Source organism: Streptomyces sp. NPDC059534 (genome assembly GCF_042743475.1).
Lineage (GTDB): Bacteria > Actinomycetota > Actinomycetes > Streptomycetales > Streptomycetaceae > Streptomyces.
In genome coordinates this window covers 38,745-60,826 of record NZ_JBHWAQ010000020.1, presented here as the reverse complement: position 1 = coordinate 60,826, position 22,082 = coordinate 38,745, and the positions used below count along the sequence as shown (strand labels likewise).

19 protein-coding genes and 2 tRNA genes are annotated in these 22,082 nt (G+C 69.7%); 14 read left to right on the top strand and 7 right to left on the bottom strand.

The window, feature by feature from the left end:
• Positions 1–15: 15 nt before the first annotated feature.
• Genes yidC through rpmH form a run of 4 tightly spaced genes read right to left on the bottom strand, consistent with a single transcriptional unit; the run spans position 16 to position 2,207 of the window.
• A complete protein-coding gene (yidC, locus tag ACFVZH_RS23470; RefSeq protein ID WP_384899893.1) occupies positions 16–1,350 on the bottom strand; it encodes a membrane protein insertase YidC in 1,335 nt (444 codons plus the stop codon).
• Between the two features lie 3 nt (positions 1,351–1,353).
• Positions 1,354–1,680, bottom strand: coding sequence for a membrane protein insertion efficiency factor YidD (gene yidD, locus ACFVZH_RS23465; protein ID WP_329855968.1), 327 nt, complete (start codon positions 1,678–1,680; stop codon positions 1,354–1,356).
• A complete protein-coding gene (gene rnpA / locus ACFVZH_RS23460; protein WP_384899891.1) occupies positions 1,677–2,048 on the bottom strand; it encodes a ribonuclease P protein component in 372 nt (123 codons plus the stop codon). Before rnpA ends, yidD begins: the two co-directional genes overlap by 4 nt.
• 21 nt (positions 2,049–2,069) lie before the next feature.
• On the bottom strand, positions 2,070–2,207 hold the full coding sequence (rpmH, locus tag ACFVZH_RS23455; RefSeq protein WP_079045023.1) for a 50S ribosomal protein L34: 138 nt from the start codon (positions 2,205–2,207) through the stop codon (positions 2,070–2,072).
• 398 nt (positions 2,208–2,605) lie between these two features.
• Between rpmH and dnaA the strand changes: the two genes are divergently transcribed.
• The 11 genes from dnaA to ACFVZH_RS23400 all read left to right on the top strand — a co-directional run bounded on the left by dnaA (position 2,606) and on the right by ACFVZH_RS23400 (position 17,030).
• On the top strand, positions 2,606–4,372 hold the full coding sequence (gene dnaA, locus ACFVZH_RS23450; protein ID WP_384899889.1) for a chromosomal replication initiator protein DnaA: 1,767 nt from the start codon (positions 2,606–2,608) through the stop codon (positions 4,370–4,372).
• A 1,013-nt stretch (positions 4,373–5,385) separates the two neighbouring features.
• A complete protein-coding gene (gene dnaN / locus ACFVZH_RS23445) occupies positions 5,386–6,516 on the top strand; it encodes a DNA polymerase III subunit beta (RefSeq protein WP_384899887.1) in 1,131 nt (376 codons plus the stop codon).
• A 142-nt stretch (positions 6,517–6,658) separates the two neighbouring features.
• Positions 6,659–7,537, top strand: a complete 879-nt coding sequence (gnd, locus tag ACFVZH_RS23440) for a phosphogluconate dehydrogenase (NAD(+)-dependent, decarboxylating) (RefSeq protein ID WP_026058396.1) — start codon at positions 6,659–6,661, stop codon at positions 7,535–7,537.
• 60 nt (positions 7,538–7,597) lie between these two features.
• On the top strand, positions 7,598–8,719 hold the full coding sequence (recF, locus tag ACFVZH_RS23435) for a DNA replication/repair protein RecF (protein WP_384899884.1): 1,122 nt from the start codon (positions 7,598–7,600) through the stop codon (positions 8,717–8,719).
• The gene (locus tag ACFVZH_RS23430) at positions 8,716–9,294 is read left to right on the top strand and encodes a DUF721 domain-containing protein (RefSeq protein WP_384899882.1); all 579 of its coding nucleotides are present in this window, start codon (positions 8,716–8,718) and stop codon (positions 9,292–9,294) included. The genes recF and ACFVZH_RS23430 overlap by 4 nt, the downstream gene beginning before the upstream one ends.
• 483 nt (positions 9,295–9,777) lie before the next feature.
• Complete coding sequence (gene gyrB, locus ACFVZH_RS23425; protein ID WP_384899880.1) at positions 9,778–11,808, top strand: DNA topoisomerase (ATP-hydrolyzing) subunit B; 2,031 nt, start codon at positions 9,778–9,780, stop codon at positions 11,806–11,808.
• A 41-nt stretch (positions 11,809–11,849) separates the two neighbouring features.
• Positions 11,850–14,480: a DNA gyrase subunit A gene (gyrA, locus tag ACFVZH_RS23420; protein WP_384899878.1), complete on the top strand. Its 2,631-nt coding sequence runs from the start codon at positions 11,850–11,852 to the stop codon at positions 14,478–14,480.
• 106 nt (positions 14,481–14,586) lie between these two features.
• Complete coding sequence (locus ACFVZH_RS23415) at positions 14,587–15,156, top strand: DUF3566 domain-containing protein (protein WP_384899876.1); 570 nt, start codon at positions 14,587–14,589, stop codon at positions 15,154–15,156.
• Between the two features lie 99 nt (positions 15,157–15,255).
• Positions 15,256–15,329 (top strand) — tRNA-Ile (locus tag ACFVZH_RS23410).
• 167 nt (positions 15,330–15,496) lie between these two features.
• Positions 15,497–15,631 carry a DLW-39 family protein gene (locus tag ACFVZH_RS23405; RefSeq protein WP_003958712.1) on the top strand — a complete coding sequence of 45 codons (135 nt, stop codon included), beginning with the start codon at positions 15,497–15,499 and terminating at the stop codon, positions 15,629–15,631.
• A 106-nt stretch (positions 15,632–15,737) separates the two neighbouring features.
• Positions 15,738–17,030: a hypothetical protein gene (locus tag ACFVZH_RS23400; protein ID WP_384899875.1), complete on the top strand. Its 1,293-nt coding sequence runs from the start codon at positions 15,738–15,740 to the stop codon at positions 17,028–17,030.
• A 51-nt stretch (positions 17,031–17,081) separates the two neighbouring features.
• On the opposite strand, the gene ACFVZH_RS23395 is transcribed toward ACFVZH_RS23400, so the two are convergent.
• The gene (locus ACFVZH_RS23395) at positions 17,082–18,503 is read right to left on the bottom strand and encodes a protein kinase (protein ID WP_384899873.1); all 1,422 of its coding nucleotides are present in this window, start codon (positions 18,501–18,503) and stop codon (positions 17,082–17,084) included.
• A gap of 64 nt (positions 18,504–18,567) precedes the next feature.
• Positions 18,568–19,116: a helix-turn-helix domain-containing protein gene (locus tag ACFVZH_RS23390; RefSeq protein ID WP_384899871.1), complete on the bottom strand. Its 549-nt coding sequence runs from the start codon at positions 19,114–19,116 to the stop codon at positions 18,568–18,570.
• 129 nt (positions 19,117–19,245) lie between these two features.
• Between ACFVZH_RS23390 and ACFVZH_RS23385 the strand changes: the two genes are divergently transcribed.
• The 3 genes from ACFVZH_RS23385 (at position 19,246) to ACFVZH_RS23375 (ending at position 21,226) form a co-directional block, all read left to right on the top strand.
• Positions 19,246–19,318: transfer RNA gene (locus tag ACFVZH_RS23385), tRNA-Ala, on the top strand.
• Between the two features lie 213 nt (positions 19,319–19,531).
• Positions 19,532–20,629 carry an acyltransferase family protein gene (locus ACFVZH_RS23380; protein WP_384900068.1) on the top strand — a complete coding sequence of 366 codons (1,098 nt, stop codon included), beginning with the start codon at positions 19,532–19,534 and terminating at the stop codon, positions 20,627–20,629.
• A gap of 213 nt (positions 20,630–20,842) precedes the next feature.
• Entirely contained in the window at positions 20,843–21,226 is a 384-nt protein-coding gene (locus ACFVZH_RS23375; RefSeq protein ID WP_384899869.1) for a DUF6344 domain-containing protein, read from the top strand.
• A gap of 130 nt (positions 21,227–21,356) precedes the next feature.
• Here the strand turns inward: ACFVZH_RS23375 and ACFVZH_RS23370 are convergent, their stop codons facing one another.
• Positions 21,357–22,070, bottom strand: a complete 714-nt coding sequence (locus ACFVZH_RS23370) for a DUF5324 family protein (RefSeq protein ID WP_384899866.1) — start codon at positions 22,068–22,070, stop codon at positions 21,357–21,359.
• Positions 22,071–22,082 lie beyond the last annotated feature (12 nt).

Below are 22,082 nucleotides of genomic sequence, written 5' to 3'. Positions count from 1 at the left end.
TTGCTTCGGGGAGGCTTACTTCTTGGAGGACGGGTGCTTGGGCCGCTGCTGGCCCTTGCGCTGGCCGGACTTGCCCTGACGGGAGCCTCCGGAGTTGGCACGGCTCGGACGGGCGGGCTTGTCGCCCTGCGCCTCGTCCTTCGCCTCATCCTTGGCTTCGACCTGCGCGTCGGTCTTGGCCGGACCCTGAGGCTTCTTCTCGAGCGAGGTGGTCGCCTCTTCGGCGGCCGGCTCGGTGACGTCCTCGGTGTCCTTGGCCCCGCCCGGCTGGGCCGCGGCGGCCTGGCGCTGGGCCTTGGTCTGGCGCTTGGGCTGCTGGCGCCGGGCTGCGGCACCGCCCTCGGCCTCGGCCGCGATCGTGTCGCTCTTGATCACGGTGCCGTCGGCCTGAGCCGCGAAGCCGGCCTTGGCCAGGCCGGCGAAGAAGCGGCGCTCGTTGTCGTTGCGGTCGGCACCCTTGGCGACGATCACCTTGACGATGTTCTTGCGCCGGCGGCCGCGGACCTCGCCGTGCTGCGTGACGTTCTTCAGGAGCCGCTGGAGGTAGGAGTCCTGCGCCTTGCTGCCCGGGGTGGGGTTCTGGTTGATCACGTACATCTGCTGGCCCATGGTCCACACGTTGGTGGTCAGCCAGTAGATGAGGACACCGACGGGGAAGTTGATGCCCATGCCCGCGAAGATCAGCGGGAAGATGTACATGAGCATCTTCTGCTGCTGCATGTACGGGGTCTTCACCGAGAGGTCGACGTTCTTCATCATCAGCTGGCGCTGGGTGAAGAACTGCGAGGCCGACATCATGACGATCATGACCGCGGTGACGATGCGGACCGAGGTCAGCGAGGCGTCGAGAGCGGCGACCTCGGCGGCGGTGTCCGTGAACTTGGACGCCAGCGGAGCGCCGAAGATGTGGGCCTGACGGGCGCTGGCGAGCAGCGGGCCGTCGATGACGCCGATCTCCTTGCCCGAGGCGATCGCCGAGAGCACGTGGTACAGGGCGAAGAAGAACGGCGACTGCGCAAGGATGGGAAGGCACGAGGAGAGCGGGTTGGTGCCCGTCTCCTTGTACAGCTTCATCATCTCTTCGGACTGACGCTGCTTGTCGCTCTTGTAGCGCTCCTGGATCGCCTTCATCTTCGGCTGGAGCGCCTGCATGTTCCGCGTCGACTTGATCTGCTTGACGAACAGCGGGATCAGACAGATGCGGATGAGCACCACGAGGGACACGATGGACAGGCCCCAGGCCCAGCCCGTGTCAGGGCCGAAGATCGCCCCGTACACCTTGTGGAACTGGACGATGACCCAGGAAACGGGCCAGGTGATGAAGCTGAACAGACTGGCAATCGTGTCCACTAATCAGGCTCCTTGAGCATTGGGCGAGGTCTCGGCGGCCGGGCTCGTCTCGGCGGGGGACCCGCCCTTGTCGCCGCGCAGCGCGTTCCGCAGCATCTCGTGCCAACGGGGGCGCTTGCGCGCGGGGACATGGTCCACGCCGCCGGGCGACCACGGGTTGCACCGCAGGATGCGCCAGGCGGTCAGGGCTGTGCCCTTGATCGCGCCATGCCGGTCGATGGCCGTGAATCCGTAGTGGGAACACGACGGGTAGTACCGGCAGACGGGCCCGAGAAGCGGGCTGATCGTCCACTGGTACAGCTTGATGAGAGCCAGCAGCGGGTACTTCATCGCGCGCCCCCTCCCAGCAGCCGCTGGAGAGCGGCGTCCAGGTCTCGGGCCAGCTGTGCGTGGTCGGCGTCGCCGGCTCCGGGCAACGCCCGTACGACCACCAGGCTACCGGGGGGAAGCTCGGCGAGTCGGTCGCGGACGAGGTGACGGAGGCGACGCTTCACCTGGTTGCGGACCACCGCAACACCCACGGCCTTGCTCACGACGAAACCCGCACGCGTCGGGGGAGCACTCTCCCCAGGTGCGTGCGGGTTCGTTGCACCGCTGCGTAGGTGGACGACGAGGAGCGGGCGACCGGCCCGGCGCCCTCGGCGTACCGCGGTTGCGAAGTCCTCGCGCCGCCTCAGCCGATTCTCGGTAGGCAGCACGTCATGACCTGTTTAAGCGGATCAGGCGGACAGCTCAGTGCGACCCTTGGAACGGCGGTTCGCAAGGATGGCTCGACCGGCACGCGTACGCATCCGCAGGCGGAAGCCGTGGGTCTTGGCGCGACGACGGTTGTTCGGCTGGAAGGTGCGCTTGCTCACTCGGGGGCTCCAGAAATGATTCGTAGATGGCGGGACATCGCCTGGCTGTCACCGTGCGCCCACGAGTAGCTCGCAATACGCCCGAGTGCACCGCTACACGTTCACAACCGTGATCTTTGCCCATCGGAGGCAGGCGGCAGCAGCCATCGACAACTCGACCTGGTCACGGTACGCGCGGCTGCGCCATCCGGTCAAACCGACCTGTCGCCACCTCCCATTGTGCACAGGCTGTGGACAACAACTTGAACCACGTCAGGCGCCACGACTACCGTGGATGGTCTCCACAATCTTTTCCGTTCTGTCCTCACCTGTCCTCACGGACCCGTCCTCACGGACTTCGACCCACTACTGTCCCCGAGAACCACACCATCGTGGGGACCTGCGAGAAAGCGTGCCCTGTGGCTGACGTACCTGCCGATCTTGCCGCAGTGTGGCCACGGGTCCTCGAGCATCTCCTCGCCGAGGGCCAGCAGGGCATCGAGTCCAAGGACAAGCAGTGGATCGAGCGCTGCCAGCCGCTCGCCCTGGTCGCGGACACGGCTCTGCTCGCGGTGCCGAACGAGTGGGGCAAGCGCGTCCTCGAGGGCCGGCTGGCCCCGCTGATCAGCGAGACCCTCAGCCGCGAGTGCGGCCGGCCGATCCGGATCGCGATCACCGTCGACGACTCGGTCGGCGAGCCGACCCCGCCGGCTCCCCCGGCACCGCAGCAGCCGCGCTACGACGAGCGCGCGCAGCCGGAGCCGTACGAGAAGTACGACGGCTACGGTCACCGGCCGATGCCCGACGACGGCCTGCCCACGGCGCGCCCCGCCTATCCGGACTACGGGCAGCAGCGCCCCGACCCCGGCGCCTGGCCGCGCACGCAGGAGGACCTCTCCTGGCAGCAGCCGCGGCTCGGCGGCTACCAGGAGCGTGCCCCGTACACGGGCCCGGACCAGTCCCGGCAGAGCCGCTACGACGAGCCCGTCCGCGGTTACGGGCAGCAGCGGCCCGAGCGCGCCGAGCTGCCCGACCCGCAGGGTCACGGCGCCCGCCCCGGCCCCCGGCCGGGCGGTGGCCCGGTCCCCGGGCCGCCCGGCGGTCACGGCTCGTCGTCCGGGCAGGGCGGCGGGGCCGGCGCTCCGGGCGAGCAGCACGCACGGCTCAACCCCAAGTACCTGTTCGACACCTTCGTCATCGGTTCCTCGAACCGCTTCGCGCACGCGGCCGCCGTCGCGGTGGCCGAGGCGCCGGCCAAGGCGTACAACCCGCTCTTCATCTACGGGGAGTCGGGACTCGGCAAGACCCACCTGCTGCACGCGATCGGGCACTACGCGCGGAGCCTCTACCCGGGCACGCGCGTGCGGTACGTGAGCTCCGAGGAGTTCACCAACGAGTTCATCAACTCGATCCGTGACGGCAAGGGCGACGCGTTCCGCAAGCGCTACCGCGATGTGGACATCCTGCTCGTCGACGACATCCAGTTCCTCGCGAGCAAGGAGTCGACGCAGGAGGAGTTCTTCCACACCTTCAACACCCTGCACAACGCGAACAAGCAGATCGTGCTCTCCTCGGACCGGCCGCCCAAGCAGCTGGTGACCCTGGAGGACCGGCTCCGCAACCGCTTCGAGTGGGGCCTCACCACCGATGTGCAGCCGCCCGAGCTGGAGACGCGCATCGCGATCCTCCGCAAGAAGGCGGTGCAGGAGCAGCTCAACGCCCCGCCGGAGGTGCTGGAGTTCATCGCCTCGCGGATCTCGCGGAACATCCGCGAGCTGGAGGGCGCGCTGATCCGGGTGACGGCCTTCGCGAGCCTCAACCGGCAGCCGGTGGACCTGGGACTCACCGAGATCGTCCTCAAGGACCTGATCCCCGGCGGCGAGGACAGCTCTCCGGAGATCACCGCGCCCGCGATCATGGCGGCCACGGCCGACTACTTCGGTCTGACGGTGGAGGACCTCTGCGGGTCCTCGCGCAGCCGCGTCCTGGTGACGGCCCGGCAGATCGCCATGTACCTGTGCCGCGAGCTCACGGACCTGTCGCTGCCGAAGATCGGCGCGCAGTTCGGCGGCCGCGACCATACGACGGTGATGCACGCGGACCGGAAGATCCGCGCTCTGATGGCGGAGCGCCGCTCCATCTACAACCAGGTCACCGAGCTCACCAACCGCATCAAGAACGGCTGACAGAGGGCCGGCACGGCCGGCGCGGCTCCACCGCGTCCACCGCGTCCACCGCCTTCGAAGGGCGCCCCCGGGACACCTCCCGGGGGCGCCCTTCGGCGTTCCCGAGGGCCCGCGAACGGGGCCCACAGGAGGGCCGCCGGGAGAGCCCGCAACGGGCCTCCGAAGGACCGGCGATGGGCCGCGGATGGGCCACGAGCGGGCCGCGAACGGGGGGCGGATGGGACGCGAACGGGGTGCGGACGGGGTGCGGACGGACCGGCCACAGGCTGGGGACGGGCCGGCGACGCGCGCCCGCTGTTCGATTACTCCGTTCCGGTGGCAGGTTCTCCACAGATTGGGGCATGATCTCCCGTCCACAGGGTGGGGACTGTCGAGTTATCCGGATCGTGTCCACAGGCCGACCTGTTGACAGATCATCACCCCAGGTCAGGCCCCTGTGGATTTGTTAGCAAACGATCTCCACAGCCTGTGGATGAATCTTTCGTCCACAGGGGGCCCGGAATGTTGTCCACCGGCTGCCCACAGGCAGGGGTCCGTTGCCCACAGCTTCTCCACACCTCTGTCCACTGTTCGGCAACGAAACAGCCCTCCTCACCACGTCGAGTGAAAGCGGTCACACCAAGGGAGGCGTTTGGGCTGTGGGGAACGTGGGGAAAGCTGGGGACAGCGCTGGGGAGAACTCCCCATGGCCTGTGTATGGGGTGTGCAGAACTTTCCTGTGTCCACAGATAGCCCTGGTTTTCCACGGGTGTCACCCACAGGGTCGGTGGACAAAAAACTGGGCCTGACCTGGGAAAACGACGTTATCCACCGTTTCCACAGGCCCTACTACTACTCCCACTTAGAGTTAGCTAGGAATCCGCTTCGAAGTGGGGCCTGTGCACAACTCGGCGCCGGAGCTCCGACGCGCTCTTGTCGCGACTTGACCCCGAGCAGCACCGAGTGTCGGCGGCGTACGTCAGACTGGTTCCCGCAGTCGACGAAGAGCCAGCAACAAGCAGGAGGCGGTTCCGGTGAAGATCCGGGTGGAGCGCGACGTACTTGCCGAGGCGGTGGCCTGGGTGGCCCGCAGCCTCCCGGCCCGTCCGCCGGCTCCGGTGCTCGCGGGCCTTCTGCTGAAGGCCGAGGACGGCGCGCTGAGCTTCTCGAGCTTCGACTACGAGGTCTCGGCCCGTGTCTCCGTCGAGGCGGAGGTCGAGGAGGACGGCACCGTCCTCGTCTCCGGCCGGCTGCTCGCCGACATCTGCCGCGCCCTCCCCAACCGTCCGGTGGAGATCTCCACAGACGGTGTACGGGCGACCGTGGTCTGCGGCTCCTCCCGCTTCACCCTCCACACCCTGCCTGTGGAGGAGTACCCGGCGCTGCCGGAGATGCCCACCGCGACCGGCACCGTCCCCGGTGAGGTCTTCGCCTCCGCCGCCGCCCAGGTGGCCATCGCCGCCGGCCGTGACGACACGCTGCCCGTCCTCACCGGTGTGCGCATCGAGATCGAGGGCGACACGGTCACCCTGGCCTCCACCGACCGCTACCGCTTCGCGGTCCGCGAGTTCCTGTGGAAGCCGGAGTCCCCCGACGCCTCCGCGGTCGCCCTGGTGCCCGCGAAGACCCTCCTGGACACCGCGAAGGCGCTCACCAGCGGCGACACGGTCACCCTGGCGCTCTCCGGCTCCGGCAAGGGCGAGGGCCTGATCGGCTTCGAGGGCGCCGGCCGCCGCACCACCACCCGGCTGCTCGAGGGCGACCTGCCGAAGTACCGGACGCTCTTCCCGACCGAGTTCAACTCCGTCGCGGTGATCGAGACCGCCCCCTTCGTCGAGGCCGTCAAGCGTGTGGCCCTGGTGGCCGAGCGCAACACCCCGGTCCGGCTGAGCTTCGAGCAGGGCGTGCTGATCCTGGAGGCCGGTTCCAGCGACGACGCACAGGCTGTGGAGCGTGTGGACGCGCAGCTGGAGGGCGACGACATCTCGATCGCCTTCAACCCGACCTTCCTGCTCGACGGCCTGAGCGCCATCGACTCCCCGGTCGCGCAGCTCTCCTTCACGACCTCCACCAAGCCGGCCCTCCTGAGCGGCAGGCCCGCCCTGGACGCCGAGGCGGACGAGGCGTACAAGTACCTGATCATGCCGGTGCGACTGTCCGGTTGATGCCGGCCGGGGTCCGGCCGGCGCCCCTTCGGGGAGGCGCGGCCGGGGCATCGCCTGAGCGGCTGACCCCACAGGTGTGCACCCGGGTCCGGGCGTAGGCTCGGACCCGGGTAAACCGCACACGACGCTTAAGGAATCTCTGATGGAGCTCGGTCTCGTCGGTCTCGGCAAGATGGGCGGCAACATGCGCGAGCGCATCCGCCGCGCAGGCCACACCGTCATCGGATACGACCGCAACCCGGACCTCGCCGATGTCCACAGCCTCGAAGAGCTTGTGGGCAAGCTCAAGGGTCCGCGCGTCGTGTGGGTGATGGTCCCGGCCGGTGCCGCGACCCAGTCCACCATCGACGAGCTGGCCGACCTGCTCTCCCCCGGCGACATCGTCGTGGACGGCGGGAACTCGCGCTGGACGGACGACGAGAAGCACGCCGAGGAGCTCGCCGCCAAGGGCATCGGGTTCGTCGACTGCGGCGTCTCCGGCGGCGTCTGGGGCCTGGAGAACGGCTACGCGCTGATGTACGGCGGCTCCGCCGAGGACGTGGCCAGGGTCCAGCCGATCTTCGACGCGCTCAAGCCCGAGGGCGAGTTCGGCTCGGTCCACGCCGGCAAGGTCGGCGCCGGCCACTTCGCGAAGATGGTCCACAACGGCATCGAGTACGCGATGATGCAGGCATACGCCGAGGGCTGGGAGCTCCTGGAGAAGGTCGACTCCGTCACCGACGTGCGCGAGGTCTTCCGCTCCTGGCAGGAGGGCACGGTCATCCGTTCCTGGCTGCTGGACCTCGCGGTGAACGCGCTGGACGAGGACGAGCACCTGGACAAGCTGCGCGGTTACGCGTCGGACTCCGGCGAGGGCCGGTGGACGGTCGAGGCCGCCATCGACAACGCCGTGCCGCTGCCGGCGATCACCGCCTCGCTGTTCGCGCGGTTCGCCTCCCGCCAGGACGACTCCCCGCAGATGAAGATGATCGCCGCGCTGCGCAACCAGTTCGGTGGCCACGCGGTCGAGACGAAGAAGTAATCCACAGGCTGTGCACCCCGCGGTGCACAGCCGCCGGGGGAAGAAGGTCGGCGCCCAACCATGCACGTCACGCATCTCTCGCTGGCCGACTTCCGCTCCTACGCCCGGGTCGAGGTCCCGCTCGACCCGGGCGTCACCGCTTTCGTGGGCGCCAACGGCCAGGGCAAGACCAACCTGGTCGAGGCCGTCGGCTATCTCGCCACCCTCGGCAGCCACCGCGTCGCCTCCGACGCCCCGCTCGTCAGGATGGGAGCCGAACGCGCGGTCATCCGCGCCGCCGTCACCCAGGGCGAGCGCTCCCAGCTGATCGAACTCGAGCTCAACCCGGGCCGGGCCAACCGCGCCCGCATCAACAGGTCCTCGCAGGTCAGACCGCGTGACGTGCTGGGCATCGTACGGACCGTGCTGTTCGCGCCCGAGGACCTCGCCCTGGTGAAGGGCGACCCCGGCGAGCGCCGGCGCTTCCTCGACGAGCTGATCACGGCCCGCACGCCGCGCATGGCGGGCGTGCGCTCCGACTACGAGCGCGTGCTCAAGCAGCGCAACACGCTCCTCAAGTCGGCGGCGATGGCCCGCCGGCACGGCGGCCGAGGCATGGACCTGTCCACCCTCGACGTCTGGGACCAGCACCTGGCCGCGGCCGGCGCCGAGGTGCTCGCCCAGCGGCTGGATCTCATCCACACCCTCCAGCCGCTCGCCGACAAGGCGTACGAGCAGCTCGCACCCGGCGGCGGACCGATTCTGCTGGAGTACCGCCCCTCCGCACCGGGCACCGGGCACACCCGCGAGGAGCTGTACGAGCAGCTGCTCGCCGCCCTCGCCGAGGTCCGCAAGCAGGAGATCGAGCGGGGCGTCACGCTCGTCGGACCCCACCGGGACGACCTGCTGCTCAAGCTCGGCGACCTCCCGGCGAAGGGGTACGCGAGCCACGGCGAGTCCTGGTCGTACGCGCTCGCGCTGCGGCTGGCCTCGTACGACCTGCTGCGCTCCGAGGGCAACGAGCCGGTCCTCGTCCTCGACGACGTCTTCGCCGAACTGGACGCGCGGCGGCGCGAGCGGCTCGCGGAACTGGTCGCCGGCGGCGAGCAGGTCCTCGTGACGGCCGCGGTCGACGACGACGTACCGGGCGTCCTCGCGGGCACGCGGTACCAGGTGGCCGACGGGGCGGTGGAACGGGTATGAGCGAGCAGCCGTCCCTCGGGGCCGGGACCCCGGACCCGGCCCGCGCCGCGGAGGCCCCCAAGGTTCCCGAGCACTCCGGTGTCGACCTCGCCCGGGTCGCGCTGCGCGCCGCCAAGGAACAGGCGAAGGCCCGGGGCGCGGCCGCACAGCAGAAGAAGCAGGCCCGGCGCGGAGGCGGACTGCGCTCCGGCGCGCGGGCCGACGGGCGCGACCCGATGGCGCTCGGCGCGGCGATCAACCGGCTGATCACCGAGCGCGGCTGGGAGACGCCGGCGGCGGTCGGCGGGGTCATGGGCCGCTGGCCGCAGATCGTCGGCGAGGACCTGGCGAAGCACTGCGTACCGCTGAAGTTCGACGACGAACCGGACGCGCGGGTGCTGACGGTGCAGTGCGACTCGACGGCGTGGGCGACGCAGCTGCGGCTGCTGGCGCCGCGGCTGGTCGCCCGGCTCAACGAGGACCTCGGGCACGGGACCGTGCGGGTCATCAAGGTGCTGGGGCCGGGGGCGCCGCGGCGGGGGTACGGGCCGCTGCGGGCGCCGGGGTCGGTGGGGCCCGGAGACACGTACGGCTAGAGCGCCGGGCGGCCGGGAGCGGGGTGCGCTGTCGTGCGCGGCTCCCCTGGTGGCCGGTCCCTTGAAGCGGGTCCCCTGAAGCGGGTCCCTGTGGTGCGGGTCCGGAGGAAGGGCGCCGCGCTGGTGGTGTTGTGCCCACCCGTTCCGCCCTGCGGAACGTATGCCCACAACGCGACGGCGGTCGTGCCCGCGACGCGGTAGCGGGCGTGTCCGGGGCGTGGTGGTGATCGTGCCTGCGACGGGGTGGGGCCGGGTGCCCACGCCGCGCTACGGGTCGAAGCGCTGGGTGGCCGTCAGAGGGCCCTGGAGCCCCTGTCTGGATATGGGGAGTCGTCTCGGTATCGCTCAGGGCGGCACATGCGGACTCAGGCACCGGCAAACCCCCATGAGTGTCCGCGCTACCGGTAGACTGGAAGACAATCCCGCCACCCTGCGGAACAAGTCGAACGACGCAGCCGCTCCCGTATGCCCGGAGAACGGCCTGTGCTGTGCCAGAAAGGGCGCTTCGTGGCCGATTCCGGCGACCCCAACGAGAACAACCAGTACACCGCCAGCAACATCCAGGTCCTCGAGGGCCTGGATGCCGTGCGCAAGCGCCCTGGCATGTACATCGGCTCGACCGGTGAGCGCGGTCTGCACCACATGGTGCAGGAGGTCGTCGACAACTCTGTCGACGAGGCCCTGGCCGGCCACGCGGACACCATCGACGTGACGATCCTGCCCGACGGCGCCGTACGCGTCGTCGACAACGGCCGTGGCATCCCGGTGGGCATCGTGGCCTCCGAGGGCAAGCCGGCCGTCGAGGTCGTGCTGACCGTGCTGCACGCGGGCGGCAAGTTCGGCGGCGGCGGCTACGCCGTCTCCGGCGGTCTGCACGGTGTCGGTGTGTCGGTCGTGAACGCCCTGTCCACCAAGATCTCCGTCGAGATCAGGACGGACGGCCACCGCTGGACCCAGGACTACAAGATGGGCGCCCCGACGGCGCCGCTCGCCCAGCACGAGGCGACCGACGAGACCGGCACGTCGGTGACCTTCTGGGCCGACCCAGACATCTTCGAGACGACCGAGTACTCCTTCGAGACGCTCTCGCGGCGCTTCCAGGAGATGGCCTTCCTCAACAAGGGCCTCACGATCACGCTCACCGACGAGCGCGAGTCCGCGAAGGCGACCGTCGGCGCCGACGACCCGGACGCCGAGGCGTCCGCCGAGCCGACCGCGCGCACGGTCAGGTACCACTACGAGGGCGGCATCGTCGACTTCGTGAAGTACCTCAACTCGCGCAAGGGCGAGCTGGTCCACGCCACCGTGATCGACCTCAACGCCGAGGACAAGGACAAGAGCCTGTCCCTCGAGGTCGCGATGCAGTGGAACAGCGGCTACAGCGAGGGCGTGTACTCCTTCGCCAACATCATCCACACCCACGAGGGCGGCACGCACGAGGAGGGCTTCCGTGCGGCGCTGACCTCGCTGATCAACAAGTACGCGCGCGACAAGAAGCTGCTCCGCGAGAAGGACGACAACCTCACGGGCGACGACATCCGCGAGGGTCTGACCGCGATCATCTCGGTCAAGCTGAGCGAGCCGCAGTTCGAGGGCCAGACCAAGACCAAGCTGGGCAACACGGAGGTCAAGACCTTCGTCCAGCGGGCGGTCTACGAGCACCTCAACGACTGGCTCGACCGCAACCCGATCGAGGCCGCGGACATCATCCGCAAGTCGATCCAGGCGGCCACCGCGCGCGTGGCCGCGCGCAAGGCGCGTGACCTGACCCGTCGCAAGGGCCTGCTGGAGTCGGCGTCGCTGCCGGGCAAGCTGTCCGACTGCCAGTCGAACGACCCGGCCAAGTGCGAGATCTTCATCGTCGAGGGTGACTCCGCCGGCGGCTCGGCCAAGTCCGGCCGCAACCCGATGTACCAGGCCATCCTGCCGATCCGCGGCAAGATCCTGAACGTCGAGAAGGCCCGGATCGACAAGATCCTGCAGAACACCGAGGTCCAGGCGCTCATCTCGGCCTTCGGCACCGGTGTGCACGAGGACTTCGACATCGAGAAGCTCCGCTATCACAAGATCATCCTGATGGCGGACGCCGACGTCGACGGCCAGCACATCAACACCCTGCTGCTGACCTTCCTCTTCCGCTTCATGCGGCCGCTGGTCGAGGCCGGTCACGTCTACCTCTCGCGCCCGCCGCTCTACAAGATCAAGTGGGGCCGGGACGACTTCGAGTACGCGTACTCGGACCGCGAGCGGGACGCGCTCGTCGAGCTGGGCAAGCAGAGCGGCAAGCGGATCAGGGAAGACTCGATCCAGCGCTTCAAGGGTCTCGGCGAGATGAACGCCGAGGAGCTGCGCGTCACCACCATGGACGTCGAGCACCGCGTACTCGGCCAGGTCACCCTGGACGACGCCGCGCAGGCCGACGACCTGTTCTCGGTGCTGATGGGCGAGGACGTCGAGGCGCGGCGCTCGTTCATCCAGCGCAACGCCAAGGACGTTCGCTTCCTCGACATCTGAGTCGGTCTCAGCTGACCGTACGAAAGGACTGACGACCAGCAATGGCCGACGAAACCACCCCGACCGGGACCACCGAAGAAGAGCCCGTGCTGCGGATCGAGCCCGTCGGGCTCGAGACCGAGATGCAGCGTTCGTACCTCGACTACGCGATGTCCGTCATCGTGTCCCGCGCGCTGCCCGACGTACGGGACGGCCTCAAGCCCGTCCACCGTCGCGTGCTGTACGCGATGTACGACGGCGGCTACCGGCCCGAGAAGGGCTTCTACAAGTGCGCCCGCGTCGTCGGCGACGTCATGGGCACGTACCACCCGCACGGCGACTCCTCGATCTACGACGCGCTCGTCCGCCTCGCCCAGCCCTGGTCGATGCGCATGCCGCTCGTCGACTCCAACGGCAACTTCGGCTCCCCGGGCAACGACCCGGCCGCCGCCATGCGTTACACCGAGTGCAAGCTCATGACGCTGTCGATGGAGATGCTCCGGGACATCGACGAGGAGACCGTCGACTTCCAGGACAACTACGACGGCCGCAACCAGGAGCCGACGGTCCTGCCGGCCCGCTTCCCGAACCTGCTGATCAACGGCAGCGCCGGTATCGCGGTCGGCATGGCGACCAACATCCCGCCGCACAACCTCCGCGAGGTCGCGGCCGGTGCGCAGTGGGCGCTGGAGCACCCCGACGCCAGCCACGAGGAGCTCCTCGACGCGCTGATCGAGCGGATCAAGGGCCCGGACTTCCCGACCGGCGCGCTCGTCGTCGGCCGCAAGGGCATCGAGGAGGCGTACCGCACCGGCCGTGGCTCGATCACGATGCGCGCGGTCGTCGAGGTCGAGGAGATCCACAACCGCCAGTGCCTGGTGGTCACGGAACTTCCGTACCAGACCAACCCCGACAACCTCGCGCAGAAGATCGCCGACCTGGTGAAGGACGGCAAGGTCGGCGGCATCGCCGACGTCCGCGACGAGACCTCGTCCCGTACCGGCCAGCGCCTCGTCATCGTGCTCAAGCGCGACGCCGTCGCCAAGGTCGTCCTGAACAACCTGTACAAGCACACCGACCTGCAGACGAACTTCGGCGCGAACATGCTGGCGCTCGTCGACGGCGTGCCGCGCACCCTCTCGCTCGACGCGTTCATCCGCCACTGGGTGACGCACCAGATCGAGGTCATCGTCCGCCGGACGAAGTTCCGGCTGCGCAAGGCCGAGGAGCGCGCCCACATCCTGCGCGGCCTCCTCAAGGCGCTCGACGCCATCGACGAGGTCATCGCCCTCATCCGGCGCAGCGACACGGTCGAGGTCGCCCGCGGCGGCCTGATGGACCTGCTCCAGATCGACGAGATCCAGGCCAACGCGATCCTGGAGATGCAGCTCCGCCGGCTCGCCGCCCTGGAGCGCCAGAAGATCGTCGCCGAGCACGACGAGCTCCAGGCGAAGATCAACGAGTACAACGCCATCCTGGCCTCCCCGGAGCGCCAGCGGTCGATCGTCAGCGAGGAACTCGCCGCTCTCGTCGAGCGGTTCGGCGACGACCGCCGGTCCAAGCTGGTGCCCTTCGACGGTGACATGTCCATCGAGGACCTGATCGCCGAGGAGGACATCGTCGTCACGATCTCGCGCGGCGGGTACGTGAAGCGGACGAAGACCGAGGACTACCGCTCGCAGAAGCGCGGCGGCAAGGGCGTGCGGGGCACGAAGCTGAAGCAGGACGACATCGTCGACCACTTCTTCGTCTCCACCACCCACCACTGGCTGCTCTTCTTCACCAACAAGGGCCGGGTCTACCGGGCCAAGGCGTACGAGCTGCCGGACGCCGGCCGGGACGCGCGCGGCCAGCACGTGGCCAACCTGCTCGCCTTCCAGCCGGACGAGCAGATCGCCCAGATCCTGGCGATCCGCGACTACGACGCCGCGCCGTACCTGGTGCTCGCCACCAAGGCCGGTCTGGTGAAGAAGACCGCGCTGAAGGACTACGACTCGCCCCGCTCCGGCGGCGTCATCGCCATCAACCTGCGCGAGCGGGAGGACGGCAGCGACGACGAGCTGATCGGCGCCGAGCTGGTCTCGGCCGAGGACGATCTGCTGCTGGTCAGCAGGAAGGCGCAGTCCATCCGCTTCACCGCCACGGACGACGCGCTGCGTCCGATGGGACGCGCCACCTCGGGTGTCAAGGGGATGAGTTTCCGCGAGGACGACGAGCTGCTCTCGATGAATGTCGTCCGGCCCGGTACTTTCGTCTTCACCGCGACCGACGGCGGGTACGCGAAGCGCACCCCCGTCGACGAGTACCGCGTCCAGGGCCGTGGCGGCCTCGGTATCAAGGCCGCCAAGATCGTGGAGGACCGCGGCTCGCTCGTGGGCGCGCTGGTGGTCGAGGAGACGGATGAGATCCTCGCCATCACGCTGTCCGGCGGTGTGATTCGTACGCGAGTCAACGAAGTCAGGGAGACCGGCCGTGACACCATGGGCGTCCAGCTGATCAACCTGGGCAAGCGCGATGCCGTCGTCGGCATCGCACGGAACGCCGAGGCCGGCGGTGACGACGAATTCGTCGACACCGCCGACGATGCCGAGGGCGCCGCAGAGGCGACCGAGGCCGCGGCGGTCGAGGCCGAAGTGGCCGAGACCGAGGCAGTCGAGGGCACCGAGCCCTCGGCCGGGGAGCACGAGGAGTAAGAGCGTGAGTGGAGCCACGGGCGCCGGATCGGCGGCTGCCGGAGCTTCTGCTGGTGCTGGAGCGAACGGCGCCCGTGGCCCCGCCACGGACTCCCAGGGGGTTGCGGTGACGGACACTCGGGGGCAGCAGCCCTCGTCGTACGAGACGTACAACGGGCCGCTGCCCGGCGAACGCGCGGGAGCGCAGCAGCCGGCCGGCCCCTATCACCCGCCGCAGGCGTACGGCGCTCCGGCGCCGGGCGGCACGGCGGGCGGTCAGACCGGTGCCGTGCGCCGGCCGCGGACGGGGGCACGCACCACGCCCCGGACGCGCAAGGCGCGGCTGCGGGTGGCGAAGGCCGATCCGTGGTCGGTGATGAAGGTGAGCTTCCTGCTCTCCATCGCACTGGGCGTCTGCACGGTCGTGGCCGCGTCGGTGCTGTGGATGGTCATGGACGCCATGGGCGTCTTCTCGACGGTCGGCGGCACGATCAGCGAGGCCACGGGCTCCAACGAGTCCAACGGCTTCGACCTGCAGTCGTTCCTGTCGCTGCCGCGGGTGCTGATGTTCACCTCGGTGATCGCGGTGATCGACGTGGTCCTGATGACCGCCCTGGCGACGCTGGGCGCGTTCATCTACAACCTGTCGGCCGGGTTCGTGGGCGGCGTCGAGCTGACGCTGGCCGAGGACGAGTAGGCGGCGGGGGGCCGTCCCGGGATACGGATTTTGGGACTGGCCCCCACGTGCGCTAATCTTCAGGAGTCAGCGCGCGGGACACACACCGCAAAGCGCGGCGGGGCTATAGCTCAGTTGGTTAGAGCGCATCCCTGATAAGGATGAGGCCACAGGTTCAAATCCTGTTAGCCCCACAGAACGATCGACCCGGACGGTTCCTCCGTCCGGGTCGATTTGTTTGTCCGGGCGCATAGGGGGCTTGCCGGAGGTTTGAAGTTCGCACAGGTCACCGATCGGTATCGGTCGATGTGTAGAGTGGGCGTCAGAAGTCTCCTACGTCAACGAAAGACGAGGTCGCGCGGTGAAGAAGCTTCTCCTGGTCGCACTGGCCGCCATCGGCGGGCTCCTCGTGTACCGCCAGATCCAGGCGGATCGCGCCGAGCAGGATCTGTGGACGGAGGCGACCGACTCCGTGCCCGCAGGTTCGGGTGTGTGAGACGAAGACCGTCTGTGGGTGAAGCCCCGGCCGCGCGTGAGCGGGCCGGGGCTTTGCTTTGCCTGAGCAAACTGATCACTTGCTTACGTGAAGAGGAGGAGCTCGCGTGAAGACGCAGGCCGGCATCGGCCGGAGGGCGGGGGCCCTGATCACGGCGGCGGCCGCGGTGGGCGCCGTGGCCGCACTGCCCGGCCAGGCGCGGGCGGCCGACGGGGCCGCGCTCCCGCCCTACACCTTCGACAGCACCGCCCAGCGGGTCCAGGGAGCCGTGTCGAGCTCGGACGCGGCCCGCCTGACGACCGGGCAGACCTATCGCGGCACCCTCAAGAAGGACGGCAAGGTCTACTACCGGGTCGACCTCGACGACCGGCGGAACGCGTACGTCTCCGTCGTCGCCGTCCCGAAGCCCGGCGGCAAGGTCGAGTACGGCGACGGCCTCAAGGTGAGCATGCAGGACGGCAACGGCACCGAGTGCGGCTACCAGCAGGTGACCTTCTCGTCGGCCGCCTACCCGCGCCCCCTCGCCGCGTACGCCCGCCGGATCGTCGACGCGGACAGCTCGACCTGCCAGAAGGCGGGTGCCTTCTTCGTGCTCGTCGAGCGGGAGTCCAAGCCGACCTCCTCCTCGGACGACTGGGAGCTGGAGATCCGGCACCTGACCGAACCGCCCCTCAAGAAGGCCGGGCCGACCGCGCTCCCCGAGACCTGGCCGTCCGGCACGCCCGCGCCGCCGACGGGCGGCCCCCAGCCGCGCCAGGGCGGCTCCGGCGTCCACGACGCCACCTCGCTGACACAGGGCGAGTGGCGGTCCGACATCCGGCCCGGCCAGACGCTCTTCTACCGCGTGCCCGTCGACTGGGGGCAGCAGCTCTACGCCACCGCCGAGCTCGGCAGCAGCGCCGCCGCAGACGAGTACGTCGGCCACGCCCTGGCGCTCTCCCTGGAGAACCCGGCGCTCGGGCACGTCGACGAGAACACCGGGAGCTACGACGGGAAGCCCGCGACGGTCGCCCTGGGCCCGCAGCGGCCGGTCGCCCACGAGAACCGCACCTCGTACGACGAGGGCACGAGCGGCATGCGCTTCGCCGGCTGGTACTACCTGTCCGCCACGCTCAGCCCGGAGATCGCCAAGGAGTACGGGGACAAGCCGGTGCCGCTGACGCTCCGGGTGAACCTCGTCGGCACCCGGAAGACCGGTCCCGGGTACGACGGCGACCCCGGCCCGTTCGCGGTGACCGCCGACGACCGGGACGCGGCCGCGAGCGGGGCGAGCGGGGCACGGGCCGCGGACCGCAGCGGCGCCATGCGGGTCGTCGCGGCGGCCGGGATCGGCGGCGGGACCGTCCTGCTGCTCGGGCTCGGCGCGTGGACGCTGCTGGCGCGGCGGCGGGCGGCGTAACGGCGGCGCCGGGGCGGGCCCCGGCGGGCCCGGGGGCCGACTCGGGCGGGTTCAGATCCGGGTGAGGGCCCAGAAGCCGACCGCGAAGCAGACCAGCGCGAGCAGGAGCACCGGGACCGTCACCTTCGGGGGCGGTCCCGGTCGGCGTGCGGGGGTGACAGGCGCGGCGGGGTGATCGGGAACCTGAACGGGTCGAGCGGTGTATGGATGAGTAGGGGCTTGTCCGTACGGCGCCGAGGCCGTGGGGGCCCGGTCGAAGGAGGGGGCCGGATGCGGGACCGGCGGGGGAAGGTGGAAGCTGCCCGTCTCGGAGGCGCTCGGCAGCGGCTGCCGAGGCTGGGGATGGAGAGGGGCGTGGGCCTGGGGCTGGTGGCCCGGCTGGTGGTGGGGCTGTGCCTGCGGCTGGGTGGGCGGCTGCGGGGGCGCCACGGGGACGGGGGCCGGCCCGGGCGTCGATACGGGAGCCGGTACCGGAGTGGGTACGGAAGTGGGCACGGGAGCCGCTACGGGGGTGGGTGCGGCGTCGGACGCGGCGGCCTGCGTGGCGGATTGCGCGGTGGGGCCCGCGGCGGGAGCTGCCGGGCCGGCGGGGCCTTCGGGGCCCTGGGGGCCGAAGCCGGGGGGCAGCGGGCCGAGTTGGTCGCGGATGTCGACCCGCGCCTCGCCGGGGACGGGATCGGGAAGCATCTCGACGGCGGCGCTCAGCGCCTTGCGCGCGCCGGTGGCCGTCCGGAAACGGGCCTGCGGATCGGGCTGGAGCAGCCCGGCGAGCACCTGCCAGAGCGGCTCCGGGAGGCCCTCGGGGGCACCGGGGGTGCCGTGCGCGAGGAAATGCTCGACCAGGGCCCGGGAGTCCGGCCTGCGGCCCTGGAGCAGATAGAGCGCGACCAGCCCGACGGCGAAGAGGTCGGCGGTGAAGTCCGGCTCGGCGCCCATGAGTTGCTCGGGCGCGAAATAACCGGGCGTTCCCACCACGTAGTCGGTCTCGGTGAGCCGGGGCTCGCCCTTCCGCATGGAGATGCCGAAGTCGGACAGCCGCAGGTGCGGACGCCCGGTGCCGGTGACCTCCATGAGGATGTTGGCGGGCTTGATGTCGCGGTGCACGACCCCCTCGGCGTGCACCGTGGCCAGGCCCGACAGCAGCTGGTCGAGCAGGGCGCAGACGAACCGGGGCGGCAGCGGACCGCAGTCGGCGATCACGTGCGCCAGGGAGCCGCCGGCCACCAGGTCCATGGTGAAGAGGACCTTGTCGTCGTCGGCGGCCCAGCTGGCCGGGGCGAGGACGTGCGGATGGTCGATCCGCAGTGCCTGCTCGCGGACGAAGCGCAGCAGCGTGTGCGCGTCGCTCTGGAGGAGCACCTTGGCCGCCACATAGCGGCGGCGCCGGTGGTCCCAGGCCCGCCACACCGCGCCCGCGCCACCCCGTCCGATCGGGTCGATCAGCTCGTACCGACCAGCGAAGACCTCACCCATCGCGATGCGCCCGCTCCCCGTGCGTCGTCTCTCGGCGGTGCCGGCCCGGCCGGCCGGGACCGCGTCAGTTCTGGTGCGACTCGTAGTGGGCGACCGCGTCCCCGGTCCGCCCGGCGCCGTACACCCGGAGGAACTCTGCCAGTTCCGGGTGGGCGGGGGCGAGGGAGTCGGCCGCGTCGATGATGTCGCCCGCGGCGGCTACGGAGCGCAGCAGCGACTGGATCTCACGGACCACCCGGCGCACGGTCGGAGCGCCCGAGCCGGCGGTGGGCTGAGCCGCGCTGGTGAGGACGGAGCCGCCCTGCGACTTCTTGACCTCGTCCATCCGGTCGGTGGCCTCGGCGGCGCTGACGCTGCCGTCGGCGACCTGGACGGCGAGCTCCTGGAGGGCCTGGACACGCTGGACGACCGCGGGATTGCCGATCTTGGCCCGCTGGCCGCTCATCAGCTGGGACAGCATGGGCGCGGAGAGCCCGAGCACGGCCGCGAGCCTGGCCTGGTTGAGGCCCAGGTCGTCGATCAGTCGGCGGAAGAGCGCCCCCAGCGGCTCCCCGTACCAACTGCGCTGAAGCTCTCTGGCTCTTGCCGTGGCTTCCTGCTGCGCTGTGTCCATCACTTCTCCCCATCCCTGCGGTTCGCCACTGCGAACCTCGATCAGCATCTTACGGAGAGTGGTCGCCCACCGGGAGACCCAATCCTTTTGCCGGACATGGGGGGTGAGCGGGTACGCTGTCCTCGTTCCGGGGCCTTAGCTCAGTTGGTAGAGCGCTGTCTTTGCATGGCAGATGTCAGGGGTTCGACTCCCCTAGGCTCCACTCCTCGAACGGCTCTCCTGCACTGCGGAAACGCGGAGCGGGAGGGCTGTTTCGCGTTGCGGCCCCTACTCGATGAGTGGCGCATCACGCAAATCGAAAGTTGTAAGGAACCTGTGAGCCACTTATGCTCTCTCCGCCGAGCCGACACCCCTTGCGACCCAGGGGCGGACTCCGGTCGCATACCTAGGTGGGGATCTTCGAGTGTTGAATCAGATGCAGCCCGTGCTGCCGTCGGACCGAATACGGACCGAGACCCGACTCGCCCCGGACCTCGGCGCCAAGCGCCCCGGGCGGCTCCACGCGCTGGACGGGCTGCGGCTGGGTGCGGCGCTGATGGTGGTCATCTACCACTTCACGGCTCGCGGTGGGGGCTGGCCGACTCCGGTCAAGGAGATCTTCCCGGACACGTTCCGGATATCGCAGTACTTCTATCTCGGCGTCGAGCTCTTCTTCATCATCAGCGGCTTCGTCGTCTGCATGAGCGCCTGGGACCGCCCGGTGAAGGCGTTCTTCGTCTCCCGCGTGATCCGGCTCTATCCCGCGTACTGGTTCGGGATCATCGCCACGAGCGTCACCGTCGCCGTGATCCCCGGGGGGCGCAAGCACCTCCCGTGGAACGACATCCTCACCAACCTGACGATGCTCCAGCAGCCGCTCAAGGTGCCGAGCGTCGACACCGTCTACTGGACGCTCTTCACCGAGCTCCGGTTCTACCTGCTCTTCGCCCTGGTCGCCTGGTTCGGTCTCACCTACAAGCGCGTGCTGCTGTTCTGCTGCGTCTGGGGCGCGGCCACGATTCTGGTCTACCGGACCGAGCCCGGCCCGCTGCGGATGCTGCTGATCCCCGAGTACAGCTGGTTCTTCATCGCCGGCATGGCGTTCTACCTGATGTACCGGTTCCGGCCGAACATGATGCTCTTCGGCGTCGTCGGCTTCTCCTTCTGCGCGTCGCTCGCCCACACCGTCGACGAGTGGCAGAGCCTCACCTGGCTCGGCCCCGGCCCGGCGTGGCCCGTGGTCGCGATGGTGGCCTCGTTCTTCGGGGTCATGACCCTGATCGCCACCGGGAAGCTCTCGGGCATCCAGTGGAAGTGGCTGCCCGTCGCGGGCGCCCTGACCTACCCGCTGTACCTGCTGCACCAGTACATCGGCTGGGAGATCTTCACCTACCTCGCGCCGCGTGAGGTCATGTCGCCGTGGGCGCTGCTCGGCCTGGTCGTCGGCGGCATGCTGGTGCTGTCCTACCTGGTCAACAAGCTCGTCGAGAAGCCGCTCAGCCGCTATCTCAAGCGGCATCTCGCCCGGCTCTGAGCCGTTCCGGCAGCCCCGGGAACTCGACAGGCCACGTCCCCGCCGGGGGGCGTGGCCTGTTCTTTTGATCCGTACGGGTGGTGTTCATCGGAAGGACTGCGCGGCGGTGGCGTCGGTCCCCGGATACCGGGTGCGCATCCACATCATGAGGAAGGTACGAAAAGCGCGCAATCCGAAATGAACCATCCGAGAACATCACGAAAGTGAGGGGTCATGGCCACCGCCAAGGTCAAGCAGTTCTGGACCGCCTTCATCTCCGTCCTCTTCGCCCTGCTCGCCTCCGTCGGCCTGGCGAACACCGCCGCCGCGGCCCAGCAGCCCTCCGTGCAGCAGCCCGAGGAGCCGGCCGGCCCCGTCGCCGCCGCTCCCGCGTCCGCCGCCACGGGTGAGCGCGCCCAGGTCTCCGTACCGGCACAGCGGGCCCACCGCTGGCCGCTCGCCGGCGACCGTTCGCTGCCGCCCACCATCAAGCAGCGCATCGCGGCCGAGGCCCACGGTTCCTCTCCCGCCGCCCGCCGGCCTTCGTCCTCGACCGCCGCGGCCGAGAGCGACCCGGCCGCGCTGACCGAGCTCGCGCTCGCCGCAGCGGCGGTCTAGGGCGCGGGGAGACGACACGCGTACTCCCCGCACCCGCACACCGCACGACCACGATGAGCTCCACCCGGCAGAACCAGCTCCCTCCGCGGTACCCAGCAGGATCAGCTCCACCCAGCAGGACCCCGGCCGGTCAGCGACGCTTGTCGCGCTCGGCGGCTTCGGCTTCGGCTTCGGCCGCGGCCTCGGCTTCGGTCTGCTTGGCCTCCACCTCAGGGTCGAGGGACTTCCCGTTGCCGTCGACGGACGTCAGCACGGTCTCCTCGTCCACGTCGGTGGGAGCGGGCGGCTCGACCAGCCAGTCGGGATTGGCCTGCCTGTCCCACCACTTCCAGGCGACGAACGCGCCGCCGACCACAACGCCGAGGACGACGAGTACCTTGGCGAGGCGTCCGGCCCTGGCCCGACGTTCGTGCTTCTTCACGATCTTCCGGATTTCCTTCGGCGTCACCTGACCGCGCAGCGCGGCCCAGGCGGCGGTGGAACGCGACCCGGCCTCCTCGAGGACGGGACCGGTCGCGGCGACCGCGTGCTCGACACGCGGAACGGTGTAGTCGGCCGCCTGACGGGCGGCCTGGCGGGTCTTGACCGCCGCACGCTGTGCGGCCGCGTCGACCCGCGGCGGTACGTGCGGTGCGACATACGAGTCGTACTGCGCACGGGCCTGTGTACGGGCCTGTCGAGCCGCCTTCGAGACCTTCGGCACGATGATCACACGTGCCTCGTGCGCGTAGTGCGTGGCCTGGTCCTTGGCCGTGTCGGCGTACGGCGCCACCACTTCCGCGGCGTGCAGGACGCTCTCCTTCGCCGAATCTTTGGCGGCGCGCACGCTGTCCATGCGGGTCACGGGATTCCTCCT